The organism is Terriglobales bacterium, from assembly GCA_035651655.1.
In the GTDB taxonomy this organism is placed as follows: domain Bacteria; phylum Acidobacteriota; class Terriglobia; order Terriglobales; family Acidobacteriaceae; genus DASRFG01.
In genome coordinates this window covers 1-16375 of sequence record DASRFG010000033.1, presented here as the reverse complement: position 1 = coordinate 16375, position 16375 = coordinate 1, and the positions used below count along the sequence as shown (strand labels likewise).

At 59.1% G+C, this 16375-nt stretch carries 16 protein-coding genes; 12 read left to right on the top strand and 4 right to left on the bottom strand.

Annotated elements, in window-relative coordinates:
* Positions 1-12: 12 nt before the first annotated feature.
* From VFA76_16055 to truA, 3 genes are all read right to left on the bottom strand, one after another.
* Positions 13-291 carry a hypothetical protein gene (locus VFA76_16055; GenBank protein ID HZR33360.1) on the bottom strand — a complete coding sequence of 93 codons (279 nt, stop codon included), beginning with the start codon at positions 289-291 and terminating at the stop codon, positions 13-15.
* A 114-nt stretch (positions 292-405) separates the two neighbouring features.
* Positions 406-1977, bottom strand: coding sequence for an aldehyde dehydrogenase family protein (locus VFA76_16050; GenBank protein HZR33359.1), 1572 nt, complete (start codon positions 1975-1977; stop codon positions 406-408).
* Positions 1978-2028: 51 nt separating this feature from the next.
* Complete coding sequence (gene truA, locus VFA76_16045; protein HZR33358.1) at positions 2029-2778, bottom strand: tRNA pseudouridine(38-40) synthase TruA; 750 nt, start codon at positions 2776-2778, stop codon at positions 2029-2031.
* 264 nt (positions 2779-3042) lie between these two features.
* Between truA and VFA76_16040 the strand changes: the two genes are divergently transcribed.
* The 3 genes from VFA76_16040 to VFA76_16030 all read left to right on the top strand — a co-directional run bounded on the left by VFA76_16040 (position 3043) and on the right by VFA76_16030 (position 7931).
* Entirely contained in the window at positions 3043-5088 is a 2046-nt protein-coding gene (locus VFA76_16040) for a TolC family protein (protein HZR33357.1), read from the top strand.
* A gap of 123 nt (positions 5089-5211) precedes the next feature.
* A complete protein-coding gene (locus VFA76_16035) occupies positions 5212-6075 on the top strand; it encodes a glycosyltransferase family 2 protein (GenBank protein HZR33356.1) in 864 nt (287 codons plus the stop codon).
* A gap of 56 nt (positions 6076-6131) precedes the next feature.
* A complete protein-coding gene (locus VFA76_16030; GenBank protein HZR33355.1) occupies positions 6132-7931 on the top strand; it encodes a methylmalonyl-CoA mutase family protein in 1800 nt (599 codons plus the stop codon).
* On the opposite strand, the gene VFA76_16025 is transcribed toward VFA76_16030, so the two are convergent.
* Positions 7924-8169 (bottom strand): hypothetical protein, encoded by a 246-nt coding sequence (locus tag VFA76_16025; GenBank protein ID HZR33354.1) that lies wholly within the window; start codon positions 8167-8169, stop codon positions 7924-7926. The genes VFA76_16030 and VFA76_16025 overlap by 8 nt on opposite strands.
* A 134-nt stretch (positions 8170-8303) precedes the next feature.
* On the opposite strand from VFA76_16025, the gene VFA76_16020 reads away from it, so the two are divergent.
* The 9 genes from VFA76_16020 to hutH all read left to right on the top strand — a co-directional run.
* Positions 8304-8918 (top strand): DNA-3-methyladenine glycosylase, encoded by a 615-nt coding sequence (locus tag VFA76_16020; protein HZR33353.1) that lies wholly within the window; start codon positions 8304-8306, stop codon positions 8916-8918.
* An 88-nt stretch (positions 8919-9006) separates the two neighbouring features.
* The gene (locus VFA76_16015) at positions 9007-9429 is read left to right on the top strand and encodes a cobalamin B12-binding domain-containing protein (protein ID HZR33352.1); all 423 of its coding nucleotides are present in this window, start codon (positions 9007-9009) and stop codon (positions 9427-9429) included.
* Entirely contained in the window at positions 9430-10158 is a 729-nt protein-coding gene (locus VFA76_16010) for a hypothetical protein (protein HZR33351.1), read from the top strand. It begins immediately after the preceding gene.
* Between the two features lie 37 nt (positions 10159-10195).
* The gene (locus VFA76_16005; GenBank protein HZR33350.1) at positions 10196-10864 is read left to right on the top strand and encodes an enoyl-CoA hydratase/isomerase family protein; all 669 of its coding nucleotides are present in this window, start codon (positions 10196-10198) and stop codon (positions 10862-10864) included.
* A 58-nt stretch (positions 10865-10922) separates the two neighbouring features.
* The gene (locus VFA76_16000) at positions 10923-12626 is read left to right on the top strand and encodes an acyl-CoA carboxylase subunit beta (GenBank protein ID HZR33349.1); all 1704 of its coding nucleotides are present in this window, start codon (positions 10923-10925) and stop codon (positions 12624-12626) included.
* Between the two features lie 44 nt (positions 12627-12670).
* On the top strand, positions 12671-13531 hold the full coding sequence (locus VFA76_15995; protein HZR33348.1) for a hydroxymethylglutaryl-CoA lyase: 861 nt from the start codon (positions 12671-12673) through the stop codon (positions 13529-13531).
* Between the two features lie 14 nt (positions 13532-13545).
* On the top strand, positions 13546-14328 hold the full coding sequence (locus VFA76_15990; protein HZR33347.1) for an enoyl-CoA hydratase-related protein: 783 nt from the start codon (positions 13546-13548) through the stop codon (positions 14326-14328).
* On the top strand, positions 14325-14753 hold the full coding sequence (locus tag VFA76_15985; protein HZR33346.1) for a thioesterase family protein: 429 nt from the start codon (positions 14325-14327) through the stop codon (positions 14751-14753). The genes VFA76_15990 and VFA76_15985 overlap by 4 nt, the downstream gene beginning before the upstream one ends.
* Before the next feature lie 33 nt (positions 14754-14786).
* Positions 14787-16375 (top strand): histidine ammonia-lyase (gene hutH / locus VFA76_15980; protein ID HZR33345.1); only part of this gene is annotated, 1589 nt, incomplete at its 3' end.

Below are 16375 nucleotides of genomic sequence, written 5' to 3'. Positions count from 1 at the left end.
TTCGATGCGGTGCTATGCCTTTGGCGGCAAAGTCAGACCGGGAGTGGAGATTTGCCCTTGCCCGGCAACATTCGTGCCCTGTGGGTCCACGGGGCTCGGCAGATACAAGGTTTTGCAGTGCTCGCAGCGATAAATCTCCGCGTCACGCCCAAACGCCTTCTCCACGTCGCCGTCGTGCTCCCGCTCCATGATGTCGTCCACGTAGTACCAGCGCTTTAAATGGCCACCGCAGAGCTTTCCCTTCGCATCTTTTTCGTTGCAGGCGCGCTGACCCGGTTTCTTGATTTTCACTTTATGATGAGGAAGTTGCTGTGGTGCCTGCGCCGACTGCGCCTGTGTCGCCAAGGGCCTGGACCTCGGGTTAAGTTGCGGCAAGCGCCGCTCGCGCCCATTCTAACCGAACTCTCACAGCCATCGCTTGCGCAGGTAGGCTCCTGCTGAGCGCATGCCGCCCGCGATTCGGCGAGCTCCGCGTGCGAACAGAAAGTCCAAAAAGCCTTCCATCTGCCGATTAAACTTCGGCCCGTAGCCGTACCACCATACTTTACGCAATCTCGGCAGCATGTCCGAATCCACATACTTTGTCCGCACCATCTCTTCCATTCCCAGTCTTCCATGTGTGTGCCCAAGTCCGCTTGCCTTCATCCCCCCGTGCGGCGACTCGCTGATACCAAAACAGGAGAGCACATCGTTCACCATTACTGTCCCGGTGTGAATTCGCTTGGCTAGACGTTCACCGCGAGCGCGGTCGCGCGTCCAGATGCTGGCCGCGAGACCAAATTCCGAGTCATTTGCCAGGCTGACAGCTTCCTCGTCGGAATGGAACGGCATTACCGGCAGCACCGGACCAAAAGTTTCTTCCCGCATCACTGCCATTTGGTGATTGACGTCGGCGATCACAGTGGGCGCATAAAAGTTCGGCCCGGTCTGAGGTAGCCGCATACCTCCCGCCAGCACGCGTGCGCCCCGCGACCTCGCATCTTCCACATGTGCCTCGACAATCTGCAGCTGGCGTTGGTGAATCATCGGGCCCACATCAGTCTCCGGATCCAGGCCGTTGCCCACCCAGAGCTGCTTGGTTTTTTCTACGCAGGCGTTCAAAAAGCGTTCATACAGGCTGCGATGCACATAGCAGCGCTCCACCGAAAGGCACGCCTGGCCGGCATTCACAAACGCGCCCCAAACCGCCGCGCTGGACGCGACTTGCATGTCGGCATCGTCGAGCACCAGCATGGGGTCTTTGCCGCCTAACTCGAGCACCACTGGTAACAGCCGCGCTGCCGCAGCCTCCGCCACTCGCTTTCCACTGGCCACGCTGCCAGTAAAGATCAGCTTATCTATATCGCTGCCGAGCAACGCCGCTCCCGTAGCACCGTCGCCGACCACCACCTGAAAAACATCCCCCGGGACGCCCGCCGCGTGCAGCAGCGATTGCAGTTCGAGTGCAGCCAGTGAGGTTAGCTCTGACGGCTTCAGCACTACTGCATTACCGCACACCAGCGCTGCCAGACTTTCAGTCGCGGGGATAGAGAATGGATAATTCCACGGCGAGATGATGCCCACCACGCCCCAGGGCTCGCGCAGGATGCGTCCGCGTTTCGCCTTCATGACCAGGTTGGCATGCGGGACCGCCTGGTCGCGCATGACCGAGTATGCATTGTCAGCGCAAAAGCGGGCAGCGTCGAGCGCCACCAGAACTTCCGTTAGCAGCGCTTCGACGTAAGGTTTACCAGCCTCGCGGGTAATCAATCGCGCAACATCTGATTTCCGGTCATGCAGCAGTCGCTGGAATCGCCGCAGGATGTCCGCCCGTCGCCGGACGCCCAGCGCGTCCCACGCCGGTTGCGCTGCTCGGGCACGCGCGGCCGCAGACACCACTTCAGCTTCGCCCCAGCAGGCGAACTCCCGCAACACTTCTCCGGTCGCAGGATTCACGGAGACTATTCGCGCAGTCGTGATTTTGGCTTCTGTCGCCATGCCGCTCACGGTCGAGAATTTCCAGTCTATTCGCGGGGGCTGATCTCGCGATTAATATTCCACGTTCACCAGATACAGCCCGTGCGCCGGGGCAGTGGGCCCGGCAGCCGACCGGTCACACGCAGATAAGATGCGCCCCAGGTCTGACTCGCCCAGCGTCCCCTTTCCTATTAGCAAAAACGTGCCGACCAGATTGCGCACCATGTGGTGCAGGAATCCATTGCCACGTACGGTGTAAACCAACTCGTCGCCTTGGCGTTCCCAGGAGGACGTAAAAATAGTGCGCACATTCGACGTTGTCTCATCCCCTCCACGCTCCGGATCGACGGCCGCAAAAGAGGTGAAATCGTGCTCGCCAACGACTTGGTGGGCGGCGGCGCTCATGGCAGCTTCGTCCAAGGGGTAGGGATAGTGGTAAACGTAGCGGGCGCTAAATGGCGGGCAAATGGCTGCCCTATGCATACGGTAGCGGTACGTCTTGGCACGTGCTGCACCCCGGGCATGAAAATCCGGCGCAGCCTCTTCCACCCGCAGCACGCGTATCGCTGGGGGCAAACTATCGTTAAGCGCGACCACCAGATTGTCGGCGGGAATAGGCGATTCAATGGCGCAACTAGCCACTTGTGCAAGCGCGTGCACACCGGCATCAGTGCGCCCAGAACCTTGCGGCAACACCTTTTCGCCGGTGATGCGTTCAAGCGCTGCTTGCAGCAAGCCCTGTATGGTCGGGAGTCCGGGTTGCACCTGCCAGCCGTGGAAGTCGAAGCCGTCATAAGCCAGCGTAATTTTCAGGTTGCGCATTGGAATTCAGCGAATCTAAACCCCCGCTGTGGCAATCGAAGACACTTACAAATGTTTGTTGCCAAACCGGATAGCAGCGTCTGTTTGACTATACTGTTGGACTTCACGCCGCAGGTCGAAGCCGGTTGGGTGCGGCTGGACGCCGGAAATATGAAACCGATCCGCTCCCGCTCACGTATACGGTGATGACATTTGCCGCGTTTTAGAGTCTGTTCCGTGTCGTGCATTCACAGATGTTAAGCACTAATTGATGGAGATAATCGCATGCGTTTTAGCCGTCTGAGTATCGCCAAGTGCCTGATTTTGTTATCTGCCGCCCTGGTTATGCCGCCTGCATTCTGGGCGCAACAAGATTACTTGAAGCCGCAGAGCCATCTGCCTTTGCTGTGGGCGCCGTACACGCCTCGCAAGGTGCCACCCCCTAATTTCGGCAACACCACTCGCATTGACCAACTGATGCACGATGGCACCTTGACCCTCTCGCTGAATGATGCCATCGCTCTGGCGCTCGAGAACAATCTCGACATAGCCATCGCACGCTACAACTTGCCCATTGCAGATACGGATATTTGGCGCGCCAAGGCTGGCCAGTCGACCTTAGGCGTGAACACCGGCTTGGTGCAAGGTACACCGGGAGGGGGCGTCGGCAGCATCGGCGCAGGCGGCGTGGGCAGTAGCACTACGGGAGCCAGCGGGACGGGCGCGGGCGGAACTACGGCTGCGACTGGTGGAGCTGGTACCGGCGCTTCGGGACTGGTTCAATCAACCATCGGCGCGGGCCCGCCCATTGGCAATTATGACCCGGTCTTCACTTCCGGACTGAGTATTGAACACCTTGCACAGCCCACCTCCAGCCCGTTTGCCGGAGCCAGGAACCTGCTGACGAACACCGCGACCGCGAATTTCGCTTACCAGCAAGCCTTCGCCTCCGGGACTGCCATCAACCTCGGGTTCAACAATCAACGCCAGACCACAAATAGCTTGTTTAACGGTCTCAACCCAATTCTTAACAATGGCTTCCGCCTCGCCCTCACTCAGCATCTGCTGCAAGGCCTCAGCCTCGCCGCCAACAAGCGCTTTATTACCATTGCTAAAAATAATCGCGAAATCTCTGACGTCGCTTTCCGTAACCAGGCGATCAATACTGTGTCACAAATTCAGAACATCTACTGGGACCTGGTCAGCGCCTACGAAAATGTAAACGTGCAGGAAAGCTCACTGGCATTGGCCAAGAAAACGCTTGCAGACAATCAGAAGCAGGTAGAGATCGGCACCCTTGCTCCTATCGAGATCGTGCGCGCCAGCAGCGGCGTTGCCGCAGCCAATCAGACCTTGATTGTCGCCCAAACCAATCTCCAACTGCAGGAACTGCTCATGAAGAACGCCATCACGCGGAACCTTTCTGATCCCGTGCTGGCAGGCGCCCACGTGATCCCGACAGATACCATGGCGGTTCCTTCCGCCGAGCCGGTGGTTCCCGTCCAGGATCTTATCAATGATGCGCTCTCGCACCGCCCCGAAATGGCCCAGTCGCGCATTGATTTGGTGAACCGTGACATTACAAAGAAAGCTACCCGAAACGAACTGCTGCCCAGCCTGGACTTGGTCGGCTGGTACGGAGCCAGTGCTATAGCGGGCGAGACCAACCCGCTCACCATCTGCGCACCAGCTGGACCCAACAAAAGCAGCTTCTGCACGCCCGCAAGCCAGGTACAGCCGCCGACCGGGTTGGGCCACTCTTATTCCACCCTTTTCGGCTACAACAACCCAGACTATGCCATCGGATTCAACGTCAATATCCCCATCCGCAACCGCACCGCGCAAGCCACACAAGTGCGCTCAGAGTTCGAATATCGGCAGGCGCAATTGCTGCTGCAAGAACTCCAGAACCAGATCATCATCCAAGTGCGCAACGCGCAATTTGCGGTGCAGCAGAACCGGGCCCAGGTGGAAGCAGCCCGTGAAGCTCAGAGGTTTGCCCAGCAGTCGCTGGAAGCCGAACAGAAAAAGTACGCTCTCGGCGCTTCCACGACCACTCTGGTTTTGACTGCACAGCGCGACCTGGCACAAGCGCAATCCAACACCGTGGCCGCGCTTTCCTCCTACGAGAAGTCCCGCGTCGAACTGGATCGAGTGACCGGTTTGACCCTGACGCACAACAACATAGACTTGGCCCAGGCGGAGAGCGGCAAGGTTGTCAGCATGCCGCACGTGCCGGGAGTGGGTCCGCGGACCGAACAGAACCCGCAGAATCCAAGCCCAACTCCAGCACCGTCACAGCCGGTACCGCAAAACCAGCCGCAGAACTGATCCTCGGCTTTACCGCGATAGCTATCGGCAGCATCTTGAAAGGGCGCGGCTTCAATCCGCGCCCACCTTCAAACCATCGCTTTCCTCTGTGCCCTCCGTGTCCTCTGTGGTTAAATTCACTCCGTGACGCTTTCGGTCGTCATCATCACTTACAACGAAGAAGCCAACATCGGCCGCACGCTGCAAAGCGTTGCGGGCCTTGTCCGCGAGGTCGGTGGGGAGATCATCGTGGTTGATTCCGGCTCGACCGACGGTACGCTTGAGATCGCCCGCAGCTTCGGCGCAAAAACCTTTGTCGAATCCTGGAAAGGCTACGCAACCCAAAAAAATTCAGCACTCGACAGAGCTAGCGGCGACTGGATTCTCTCCCTGGACGCAGACGAAACGCTCGAACCAGAGCTCATCGGTGAGATTGCACAGCAGTCCCCAATTCGCGAAAGTGTTCCTATAAAACCTTCCGATAACTGGTGCCTCACATCGGTGGAGGCGAATCGGTCGGCTCCGGAAAAATTACGCAACCTGGAAAAGGAACCGGCTGGCTACTGGATTCCACGCAAGAACTTTTTTCTCGGCCGCTGGATTAAATACGGAGGTTTTTGGCCCGATCCAAAGCTACGCCTGTTCCGCCGCGGCGCTGCCCGCTTCGAGGACCGCCTGGTCCACGAAGATGTCAAGCTCAACGGGCCGGCCGGCAAACTCAAGCACTCCCTCATCCACCACTCCTATCCCACTCTCTCCGACTACATTGACCACATGAACCATTACTCATCCCTCGGCGCGGAGATGGCCACTCAAACCTCCGCCCCGCGGAGCTTCAGCGTCTTCAACATTGTCCTGCGGCCGGCCGCCAGGTTCATTTACAACTATTTCATCCGGCTCGGCTTTATGGATGGCCGCGAAGGCCTGCTCTTGCACCTTTATCATTCGGTTTACGTCTCCTGGAAGTACGCCAAAGCCTGGGAATTGACACGAAAGCAGCAGACTTGAGTGCCTTGTAACCGCTGCGGTGCATCTCTATTATTGATAGTTCTCACGTGGTGAAAATGGCAGGCAAAAACAAGACTCCGAAGACCGTAGCCGAAAGCCCAATTCAGGATGTGTTCGAGGGTCGACATCCCTCTCCCGGCGAGAAAAAGTGGGCGGAAGAAGTCCTCGCTCCCGCTTTAGAGAAAGCGCCGGAAAAGCCAATCGGCGCACCCAGCGGCGTCAACCTTGATGAGCACGGAAACGCCCGCTTCACCACCATCTCCGGTGTGCCGGTGCGTCGCCTGTACACGCCTGCCGACTTGCCGGAGGATTGGGATTACGACACGCACCTGAATCATCCCGGACAGCCGCCGTTCACCCGTGGCATTCACGCCAGCGGCTACCGCGGGAAGCTTTGGACCATGCGCCAGTTCTCCGGCTTCGCTTCTCCGGAGGAGACTAACCAGCGCTACAAGTACCTGCTCGAACACGGCGGAAGCGGACTCTCGGTGGCCTTCGACCTGCCCACGCTGATGGGCTACGACTCCGATCACCCCGCCAGTGAAGGGGAAGTGGGCAAATGTGGCGTCGCCATTGACTCACTCGAGGACATGGAGATCCTCTTCAACGGCATTGATCTGGAGAAGACCACGGTCTCCATGACCATCAACTCTCCGGCTTCGGTGTTGTGGGCGATGTACCTGGTGGTGGCGGAGAAGCAGGGCGCCGACTGGAAGAAAATCTCCGGCACCCTCCAGAACGACATCCTTAAGGAATACATCGCGCAGAAAGAATACATTTATCCGCCCGCGCCCTCCATGCGGCTGGTGGTGGACACCTTCGAGTTCGGTTCCCGATTCACTCCCAAGTTCAACACCATTTCGATCAGCGGATACCACATCCGCGAGGCCGGCTCGACGGCGTTGCAGGAATTGGCCTTCACCCTCTACGACGGCGTGGAGTACGTGGAGTGGGCGCTCCGCCGCGGGCTTGACGTTGACGATTTTGGCCAGCGCCTGAGCTTCTTCTTCAACGCCCATAACGATTTCTTTGAAGAGATTGCCAAGTACCGCGCGGCCCGCAAGATCTGGTATCAGGTGATGAAGGACCGCTTTCACGCCAAAAAGCAGCGCACCTGGCTGATGCGCTTTCACACCCAAACGGCTGGCGTTTCGCTCCCGGCGCAGCAGCCCATGAACAACATCGCGCGCGTGGCGCTCCAAGCGTTAGCAGCGGTGCTCGGCGGCACTCAATCACTGCATACCGATTCTTACGACGAAGCCCTCGCCCTGCCCACAGAAGCCGCGGCGCGTATTGCTTTACGCACCCAACAGATCATTGCCTACGAGTCCGGTGTGCCGCAGACGGTAGATCCGCTGGGCGGATCCTATTTCCTCGAGCGGCTCACGCTCGATATGGAAAAAGGTGCTTTCGACTACTTCGACAAGCTGGATGCTATGGGTGGCATGGTCAAGGCCATCGAGCGCGGTTATCCGCAGAAAGAGATTGCCGAAGCCTCGTATCAATACCAACGCGCGGTTGAGGCCAAAGAGAAAGTCATTGTCGGCGTAAACGACTTTGTGATTGAAGAGGAATCTCCGAAGATTCTCTACATTGACGAGACGGTTGCGCGGCAGCAGTCGGCCAAGCTGAAAAACCTGCGCCAGCGCCGGTCCAATGAGGAAGTAGAGCGCCGCCTCGAAGCCCTGAAGCGCGCAGCCGCCCAGGAGCCCAAGATCGGCAGCAACGATAAAATCTCCAATGCCAATACCATGCCTTACATTGTGGAGGCAGTTCGCGCCTATGCCACGGTGGGCGAAATCTGCGAGGCGCTGCGCCAGGTTTACGGAACGTACACGGAAATGAGCATCACGTAAGCCGCTTCGTGGCCGCCAATCTTGTTCCTGAGAAGCGCTCCCGCTGCCGGGTAACAAACGCGTGGTCCGCAGACAAACGTCCCCTGCTTTCAGCGCCCTCGCCTGCGAGTTCGGCTGCCCCGGGGTCCACTTTGTAAATCAGCAGAAGATGTAATTGAGTAGCTATGAGAGCCAGTTGCTCGCTGATGTTTCTCAACTCCAGCACGGTCGCACTTTCCTTCGGTTTTCGTGTCGCCATGGTCTCCTCCACAACGATGGTATGGCGGCTGAGACCTTGAGCATGATGTTTCATCCCACACCAAGGTACCTTCTTTCCCGAAACGCGTCTGATATTCTCTGTGTCTTTTCACCTTGGTGAAGAATCCAACTCCCGTGCAGCAAGCGGTTGACCATCTGAAATCTGCCGACCCCGTCTTGGCCGGTATCATCGAGCGTGTCGGGCCGCTTCGCATGCAATACCGCGAGCCCGTCTTTGAGACCTTGGTTCGGTCTATCGCCTTTCAACAGTTGAACGGTAAGGCTGCGGCCACAATTTTCGGTCGCCTGCGCTGTGCCTGCCTGAACAGTTCCGCCGACGATTCGCCGCTCACCCCGGAATCCATCCTGGCTCTGAGCGAAAAACAGATGCGGGCGTGCGGCCTCTCCCGCCAGAAGCTGAGCTATATTCGCGACCTCGCCCAGCGGACCGCAGCCGGAGAAATAGACTTTGCTCGCCTACCCGAAATGTCAGACGAAGATGTCATTGAGCACCTCACCCGCGTCAAAGGCATCGGTGTCTGGTCGGCGCATATGTTCCTGATCTTTGCGTTGCGCCGGCCCAACATCATGCCCACCCTTGATTACGGTATTCGCGCTGCCATAAAAAAGTTCTACCGCAAACGCAAGCTGCCCAATCACAAGCAGCTCATGAAAATCGCGAAACCGTGGCAGCCCTACTGTTCGGTGGCGTGCTGGTATCTGTGGCGCAGCCTGGACGTGAAGGCCTAAGGAGCGTTTCCTCGGGAATCGAGGCAAATCAAAGCTTGAATACCACCCTCTGTGACCCTTCGTGTCCTTTGTGGTTAAATGAAGCTCAATGCCCGAGGAGCGCAAAATCCGTGTCCTGGTGGCCAAACCCGGCCTTGATGGTCATGACCGCGGCGCCAAAGTTATCGCCCGAGCACTGCGCGATGCCGGCATGGAAGTCATCTACACGGGCCTGCGCCAGACACCCGATATGGTCGTCAACGCGGCGCTTCAAGAAGATGTTGACGTCATCGGCCTCTCCATTCTTTCTGGCGCCCACAACGCCATCGTGCCTCACGTCATGAGACTCCTGCAGCAGAACAAAATGGATGACGTGCTCGTCCTGGTGGGCGGCATCATCCCTGATCAGGACGTGACCGCGCTCAAGCAGGCGGGGGTGGCCGGAATTTTCCAGCCCGGCACCCCAATGGACGAGATCGTCGAATTCATCCGCAAAAACGTAAAACCTCGCAGCTTGCCGGCAGCCAGATAAATGGCCGAGAACCCCACCCGTCAACGCGGGCTGATCGAAAGTGCCATCGGCCCCAGTCCCTGGTACTGGAATACCTTTCCTACAATTGTTGGCGCCTCGGGCCAGAAATTCTTATGGTCCTATCACGGCAACGACGGCGAGCTTGCGTATCTGGTCACCTTGGCGCTGCCGCAGGAACGCGACAAGCCACGCCTGGCGCTGAACACCTACAGTCGCGCCTTCCCTATTGGATCAAATCTGCTCGGCGTCTGGTGTCCCGAGCCGGGCGCGCTTCGCCTCTTGTGCTTCGATCCCGACCAGCTCAAGGCGTTTTCCTTCACTGACGTGGTGGGCTGGTTCAAGCCTTCCACTGAACGTGTGTACTCTGCTACAGAACCCCTCGCTGAATTGGAATTGAGTTCCTCGCTGCCGGAAGGCACTCACAAGATCGAGGTCCCGGCCGAGTTTCGCGGGATAGACGAGCTGCTGCTGATCAACACCACTCCTGCTCGCACCAAGGACGACCCCGCCATTGCCATTTATGTTCTATATGCGGCCGCCGGGTTGGTGGAAGTGCTGCCGCAACAATGGTTCACGCCCAATAAGTACGAAGTTGGCCGGCAGTGGATCGCTCGCGTCGTGCGCGACCCTGCAACGCAACGCATCATTGGCGAGGGAGTGCGCGTTGGCAACTTCGAGCTGACGGAAGACGGGCGCAACGTGGAGCGCTGGATAAGTACCGCCGAATGAGCTGCCCTATGTAATTTGGTCAACTTCTAATCTGTAATTGACTTCAGGCGATTATTCCGTTCAACACGATTTTCCATTGCAAATTACCCATCACCAATTACAGATTCTTGACGGTGTGCATGTACTGCGTCTGTGCTCCGAGGATGGGACCAATCGCCTTACCCATGCCTGCCTGCTTGCGTTGACCGAGGCGATCCGGGACTTGGCCCGCGAAGCGCCCAAGCCGCTGATCATCACCGGCAACGAAAAATTCTTTTCTGCGGGCGCTGACCTCGTCGAGATTTCCGCCCTCACCGCGCCTCAGGCGCTGGAATTTTCCCGCGATGGACAGGAGCTGATGAATCTGGTCGAGACCTTCCCGGCTCCGGTCTGCGCTGTCGTCGAGGGTTACTGCATGGGCGGTGGGTTGGACCTCGCGCTCGCTTGTCGCTACCGGGTGGCAGCGCGCAACGCGATTTTCGGACATCGTGGAGCTGCTCTAGGACTGATCACCGGGTGGGGTGGCACCCAGCGATTGCCCCGCTTGATCAGCAAGGCACGAGCCCTGCAGATTTTCGTCACCGCCGAAAAGCTGGACGCTCGTCAGGCACTCAGGATGGGTTTGGTGAACACCATCGCCGAAGATCCGCTGGATAAAGCTATCCGGCTGCTCAAGTCCCGGCACTCTAATTTTGAATTCCTCCGTGCCTCTGTGTCTCTGTGGTGAAGCGTTTGCGCCCTTCCGCTCCGCTGTTATACCGTAAATAGTTTCCCCAACTGGCCTCATGGCAGACCGTACCAAGCCCACTTCGGATGCGCCCTCGAATACCCTCTTGTCCACCGTGGACCCTACCTCAAAGCGCTTTGAAACCAACATGCGCGCCATGGCGGAACTGGTCACCCGCATGCGCAACCAAGAAGAGAACATCCGTGAGGGCGGCGGCAAAAAGTCTATTGACAACCAGCACAGTAAAGGCCGGTTGACCGCGCGTGAGCGCATCGCGCGGCTGCTTGATCCGGGCACCGAGCTATTCGAACTGGGACCTTATGCTGCCTGGGGCATGTACGAAGAATGGGGGGGCGCGCCCGCCGCGGGCGTGGTTACCGGTCTGGGCCGCATTCACGATCGCCTTTTTATGCTGATCGTGAACGATGCCACGGTGAAGGCCGGGGCTTTCTTTCCCATGACCGCGAAGAAGGTGATTCGCGCCCAAAACATCGCCATTGATAATCGCATCCCCACCATTTACCTGGTTGACTCCGCCGGCGTGTTTCTGCCGCTTCAAGAAGACGTTTTCCCAGACACCGACGACTTTGGCCGCGTCTTCCGCAACAATGCCGTGATGTCCGCTAAAGGCATCCCGCAGATCGCCGCCATCATGGGCATGTGCGTGGCCGGCGGCGGCTACCTCCCGGTGATGTGCGACCACGTGCTCATGACTGAAGGCAGCGGCCTTTTTCTGGCAGGCCCGGCGCTGGTGCAGGCCGCAATCGGCCAGAAGGTCTCGGCTGAAGAACTCGGCGGGGCCAAAATGCATGCCGCAATCAGTGGCACGGTTGACTATCGCGAATTGAACGACGAAGCTTGCCTGGCGCGCATCCGCTCTCTCGTCGAAAAAATGGGCTACCGTCGCCAATCGCCCTACGACCGCAAGAAGCCGGAGGCGCCGCGCTTTGCCGCTGAGGAGCTGTACGGCATCTACGAAGCCAATCCGGCTCGCCCTTACGATATGAAAGAAATCATCGCCCGCGTCGTGGATGGCAGCCGCTTTGACGAATACAAAGCTGAGTATGGCCAGACCGTGATCTGCGGCTTCGCCCGCATTGGCGGCTTTGCGGTCGGCATCGTTGCCAATCAGAAAACGCACGTCCAACAGATAGACGAGGCCGGGCACAAGCGCATGGAATTCGGCGGCGTGATTTACACCGAGTCCGCCGAAAAAGCCGCCCGCTTCATCATGGACTGCAATCAGAACCTGGTGCCCCTGATCTTTCTGCACGACGTCAACGGATTCATGGTCGGCCGCGACGCCGAGTGGAGCGGCATCATCAAGGCCGGGGCAAAAATGGTGAATGCGGTCTCAAACTCCGTAGTGCCAAAAATTACCGTGATCATCGGCGGCTCGTTCGGCGCCGGACATTACGCCATGTGCGGTAAGGCATACGATCCGCGATTTGTCTTCGCCTGGCCGACCGCCCGCTACGCTGTGATGAGTGGCGATTCCGCCGCGGGCACGCTGGTTGAGATCAAAATCAAGCAACTCGAGCGTGGCGGCAAAAAACTCAGCGACGAAGAGAAAGGCGAGCTTTACGCCTCCGTAAAACAAACTTACGACGAACAGACTGATCCGCGCTATGGCGCGGCGCGGCTCTGGATCGACAAGATCATTGACCCGCTTGATACGCGTGCGGCGTTGATTGAAGCCCTGGAAGCAGCATCGCTCAATCCCGACGTGCCAGAGTTCAAAGTGGGAGTTTTACAAACATGAGTGTTCGCCAATCTCTTCGTGCCTCCGTGTCTCTGTGGTGAACAGTGGCTGAGTCCGTCAAGATCATCGAGTGCCCGCGCGACGCCTGGCAGGGCCTGAAGAAACAGGTCCCCACCGAGACTAAGGCCGCCTATCTGAACGCGCTTGTGAGCGCCGGATTCAAGCACATTGATGCTGTCTCGTTTGTCTCGCCAAAAGCCGTGCCGCAGATGGCAGATTCGGAAAAAGTGCTCGAGGAGCTCGATCCGCCGGACGACGTTGAAATCATTGCCATCGTAGTCAATGAAAAAGGCGTGGAACGCGCTATCGCGACCAACGCGGTCCGCACTGTCGGCTTCCCCTATTCCGTCTCGCCTACATTCCTGCAGAAGAATCAAAATCAGACTCTGGAAGACGCCATTGACGAGTTAGAGAAGATCGAGAAGAAAGCTGACGAAGCCGGGCTCAACACGGTAGTTTATATTTCCATGGCATTCGGCAATCCCTATGGCGATGACTGGAACATCGGCGAGGTGGTCGAGGCAGTCGCGCTTCTTGAATCCTCCGACATAAAAATGATTTCCCTGGCTGATACCGTGGGCGTGGCGACGCCCGAACAAATCCGCGAGCTGGTCGGGGCGGTGCTGGCGAAATACGATTACCTGGAAGTTGGCGTTCACCTGCACAGCCGGCCCGAGCAGGCGACGGACAAAATTCTGGCCGCGTATGATGCCGGTTGCCGACGCTTCGATTCCGCGCTCGGGGGTCTTGGCGGTTGTCCTTTCGCACAGGACGAGCTGGTGGGAAATATTCCCACCGAGCGCGTGCTCGAAGCATTGAAGCAGCGTAAAGTTCCTCCGCCAATCGTCAGGTCACTGGATCCGCTGCTGAAGATCTCGGCAGAAATCGCGGCCAAGTATTCGTAGTCGGCGAATTCCCAATGTCTTTCCGGAACCTCCAACTCGCGCACGACGGCCCCATCGCCACCGTCACGCTGAACCGTCCCGAGAAGCGGAACGCTCTCAGCTTCGAACTGCTTGATGAATTCATGTCGGCGCTCGACGACGTCGAGCGCTCACCCGCGCAGGTGCTGATGGTCACCGGAGCGGGCAAAGCCTTCTGCGCCGGCCTCGACCTCGAAGAATTAAAGTCGCTGCTGGGCAAGACCCACGATCAGAACGTTCAGGATTCAGCCAAGATGGCGCGCATCTTCCGCCGCATTTACGAATTTCCCAAGTCCACCATCGCCGCGGTGAACGGCGCCGCCATCGCCGGCGGCACGGGCATCGCTACCATGTGCGACTTCACGCTCGCCATCCCGGAAGCCAAGTTCGGCTACACCGAAGTACGCATCGGCTTCGTCCCCGCGATCGTCTCTTCCATTCTGGTCTGGCAGGTCGGACACAAGATCGCGCGCGACCTGCTGATGACCGGGCGCCTCTTCGACGCCGCTGAAGCCCATCGCTACGGACTGGTCAACGAGGTAGTCGAGCCGGAGCGGCTGATGGCCCGCGCTCGCGAACTCGCCGACCAATTGCTCGAGAACAGTCCGTCATCCGTGCGCGCTACCAAGAAGCTGGTGAACAGTTTTATATCTGAATCGCTGGACTCGCAGATCGCGGCCGCGGTGGAAGACAATGCCCGCATTCGGACAACCGCCGACTTCCGCGAGGGCGTCACCGCATTTCTCGAGAAGCGCAAGCCGCGCTGGACCGGCAAATGAGCCATCACTCCGAATCCCGTTTGCGCGTGCGCTACGCCGAGACCGACCAGATGGGCGTGGTCTATCATTCCAATTACTTCATCTGGTTTGAAATTGGCCGGGTTGACCTGTTGCGCTCCATGGGCTTCACTTATCGCGACATGGAAACCGAAGACGGCTGCTTCATCGCCGTGGTAGATGCGCGCTGCCGTTACAAGTCGCCGGCGCGCTACGATGATGAAATCGTTGTGCGCACGCACTTGAAAAACGTCCGCGAGTCGCTGATCCATTTTGGATACGAAGTGCTGCGGCCAAGTGACAACACCATACTGGCGGAAGGTGAAACCACGCACATTGTGACTGACGCGCAAATGAAAAAACGCGAGCTGCCACAAAAGTACACAGATGTATTTCGAGAGGCGATGAAAAAAGCAGTACACGGCTGAGTACTGGGCACTGACCCCTGACAACTGCCCCTTATGAAAGCTCTTCACATCAACGGTAACGACCTCACCCTCGCCGACGTGGACGAAGTCGTCCACGAGCACCGCCCTGTCCTGCTCGCGCCCGACGCCCGCGAAGCCGTGGACCGCGCCCGCGGCGTGGTTGACGCTATCGTTGCCGGCAACCAGGTCGCCTACGCCATCACCACTGGCGTCGGCAAGCTCGCCGACGTGCGCATCCCGCCGGACCAGATCCGCGAAATGCAGGTCAACCTGATTCGCTCGCATTGCGCCGGGGTGGGCGAGCCGCTCTCCGCCCCTGAAGTCCGCGCCATGATGCTGCTGCGCGCCAACTCGCTGGCCAAGGGTTTCTCCGGCGTGCGCGCCGTGCTCATTGATACCTTCTGCGAAATGCTGAACCGCCGCGTCCACCCCGTGGTCCCGGCGCGCGGCAGCGTCGGCGCCAGCGGCGATCTCGCTCCCCTCGCGCATCTTGCCATCGCGCTTATCGGCGAAGGCGAAGTCATGATCGCGGCCGAAGATGGCGGCTACCACGGCGGCCGCATCCCCGCGCGCGACGCACTCAAAGAAGCCGGCATTAAGCCCATTGTGCTCGAAGCCAAAGAGGCCGTCTCGCTCATCAACGGCACCCAGGGCATGCTCTCGGTCGGCGCCCTGGCGCTGCTCGCGGCGGAGACTCTGGTGGATTCCGCCGACGTGATCGGCGCCCTCACCCTCGACGCGCTGCGCGGCACCGACGTCGCCTTCGATGCCCGCATTCATACCGTCCGCCCGCATCCCGGCCAGGTGCGCACCGCGGAGAACCTGCGGCGCATGCTCGAAGGCAGCGGCATTCGCGAGTCGCACCGCGATTGTGCCCGGGTGCAGGACGCCTATTCTCTGCGCTGCATTCCGCAGGTCCACGGCGCGGTGCGCGACTCACTGGCCCATTGCCGTCGCGTGATTGAAACCGAGGTCAACTCCGCGGTGGACAACCCGTTGGTGTTTGTGCGGAAACCGGGGCCTCGAAACGAAGGGCTTCGCCATGAAGATGCAGGCGCCAAATCCGACAGCCACAGCGAAATTCTCTCCGGCGGAAATTTTCACGGCGAACCAGTGGCCTTCGCGCTCGACTTCCTCGGCATAGCGCTGGCCTCGCTGGCGGGAATTTCCGAGCGCCGCCTGGAGCGCATGGTCAATCCCGCGCTCAATGAAGGACTGCCGCCGTTTCTCGCCGCCGGCGCCGGCCTCAACTCCGGCTTCATGATGGCGCAGGTCACGGCCGCGGCGCTGGCCAGCGAGAACAAGGTGCTGGCCCATCCCGCCTCGGTGGATTCCATCACCACCTCCGGCAACAAAGAGGACTACGTCTCCATGGGCATGACCGCCGCCATCAAGCTCAAGCAGATCGTCGCCAACACGCGCCACGTGCTCGCCATCGAGGCCATGGCCGCCGCGCAGGCGCTCGATTTTCTGGCGCCGCTCAAGACCAGCAAGCGCGGACTGGCCGCTCACACCGCCATCCGCTCCGTCTGCCCCAGCGTGGACAAAGACCGCGCGATGTCAGGCGATTTCGAACGTCTCTCCAAGCTGATCGCCAGCGGAAAAGTGGCCGAAGCGTTGCG

What these genes read in the sequence shown, in the direction of transcription:
- VFA76_16040 (HZR33357.1), top strand. Translation starts at nt 3,043, where the DNA reads ATGCGTTTTAGCCGTCTGAGTATCGCCAAGTGCCTGATTTTGTTATCT.
- VFA76_16025 (HZR33354.1), bottom strand. Translation starts at nt 8,169, where the DNA reads ATGGCGACACGAAAACCGAAGGAAAGTGCGACCGTGCTGGAGTTGAGA.
- VFA76_16050 (HZR33359.1), bottom strand. Translation starts at nt 1,977, where the DNA reads ATGGCGACAGAAGCCAAAATCACGACTGCGCGAATAGTCTCCGTGAAT.
- VFA76_15990 (HZR33347.1), top strand. Translation starts at nt 13,546, where the DNA reads ATGTCTTTCCGGAACCTCCAACTCGCGCACGACGGCCCCATCGCCACC.
- VFA76_15985 (HZR33346.1), top strand. Translation starts at nt 14,325, where the DNA reads ATGAGCCATCACTCCGAATCCCGTTTGCGCGTGCGCTACGCCGAGACC.
- truA (HZR33358.1), bottom strand. Translation starts at nt 2,778, where the DNA reads ATGCGCAACCTGAAAATTACGCTGGCTTATGACGGCTTCGACTTCCAC.
- VFA76_16010 (HZR33351.1), top strand. Translation starts at nt 9,430, where the DNA reads ATGGCCGAGAACCCCACCCGTCAACGCGGGCTGATCGAAAGTGCCATC.
- VFA76_16015 (HZR33352.1), top strand. Translation starts at nt 9,007, where the DNA reads ATGCCCGAGGAGCGCAAAATCCGTGTCCTGGTGGCCAAACCCGGCCTT.
- VFA76_16030 (HZR33355.1), top strand. Translation starts at nt 6,132, where the DNA reads ATGGCAGGCAAAAACAAGACTCCGAAGACCGTAGCCGAAAGCCCAATT.
- VFA76_16000 (HZR33349.1), top strand. Translation starts at nt 10,923, where the DNA reads ATGGCAGACCGTACCAAGCCCACTTCGGATGCGCCCTCGAATACCCTC.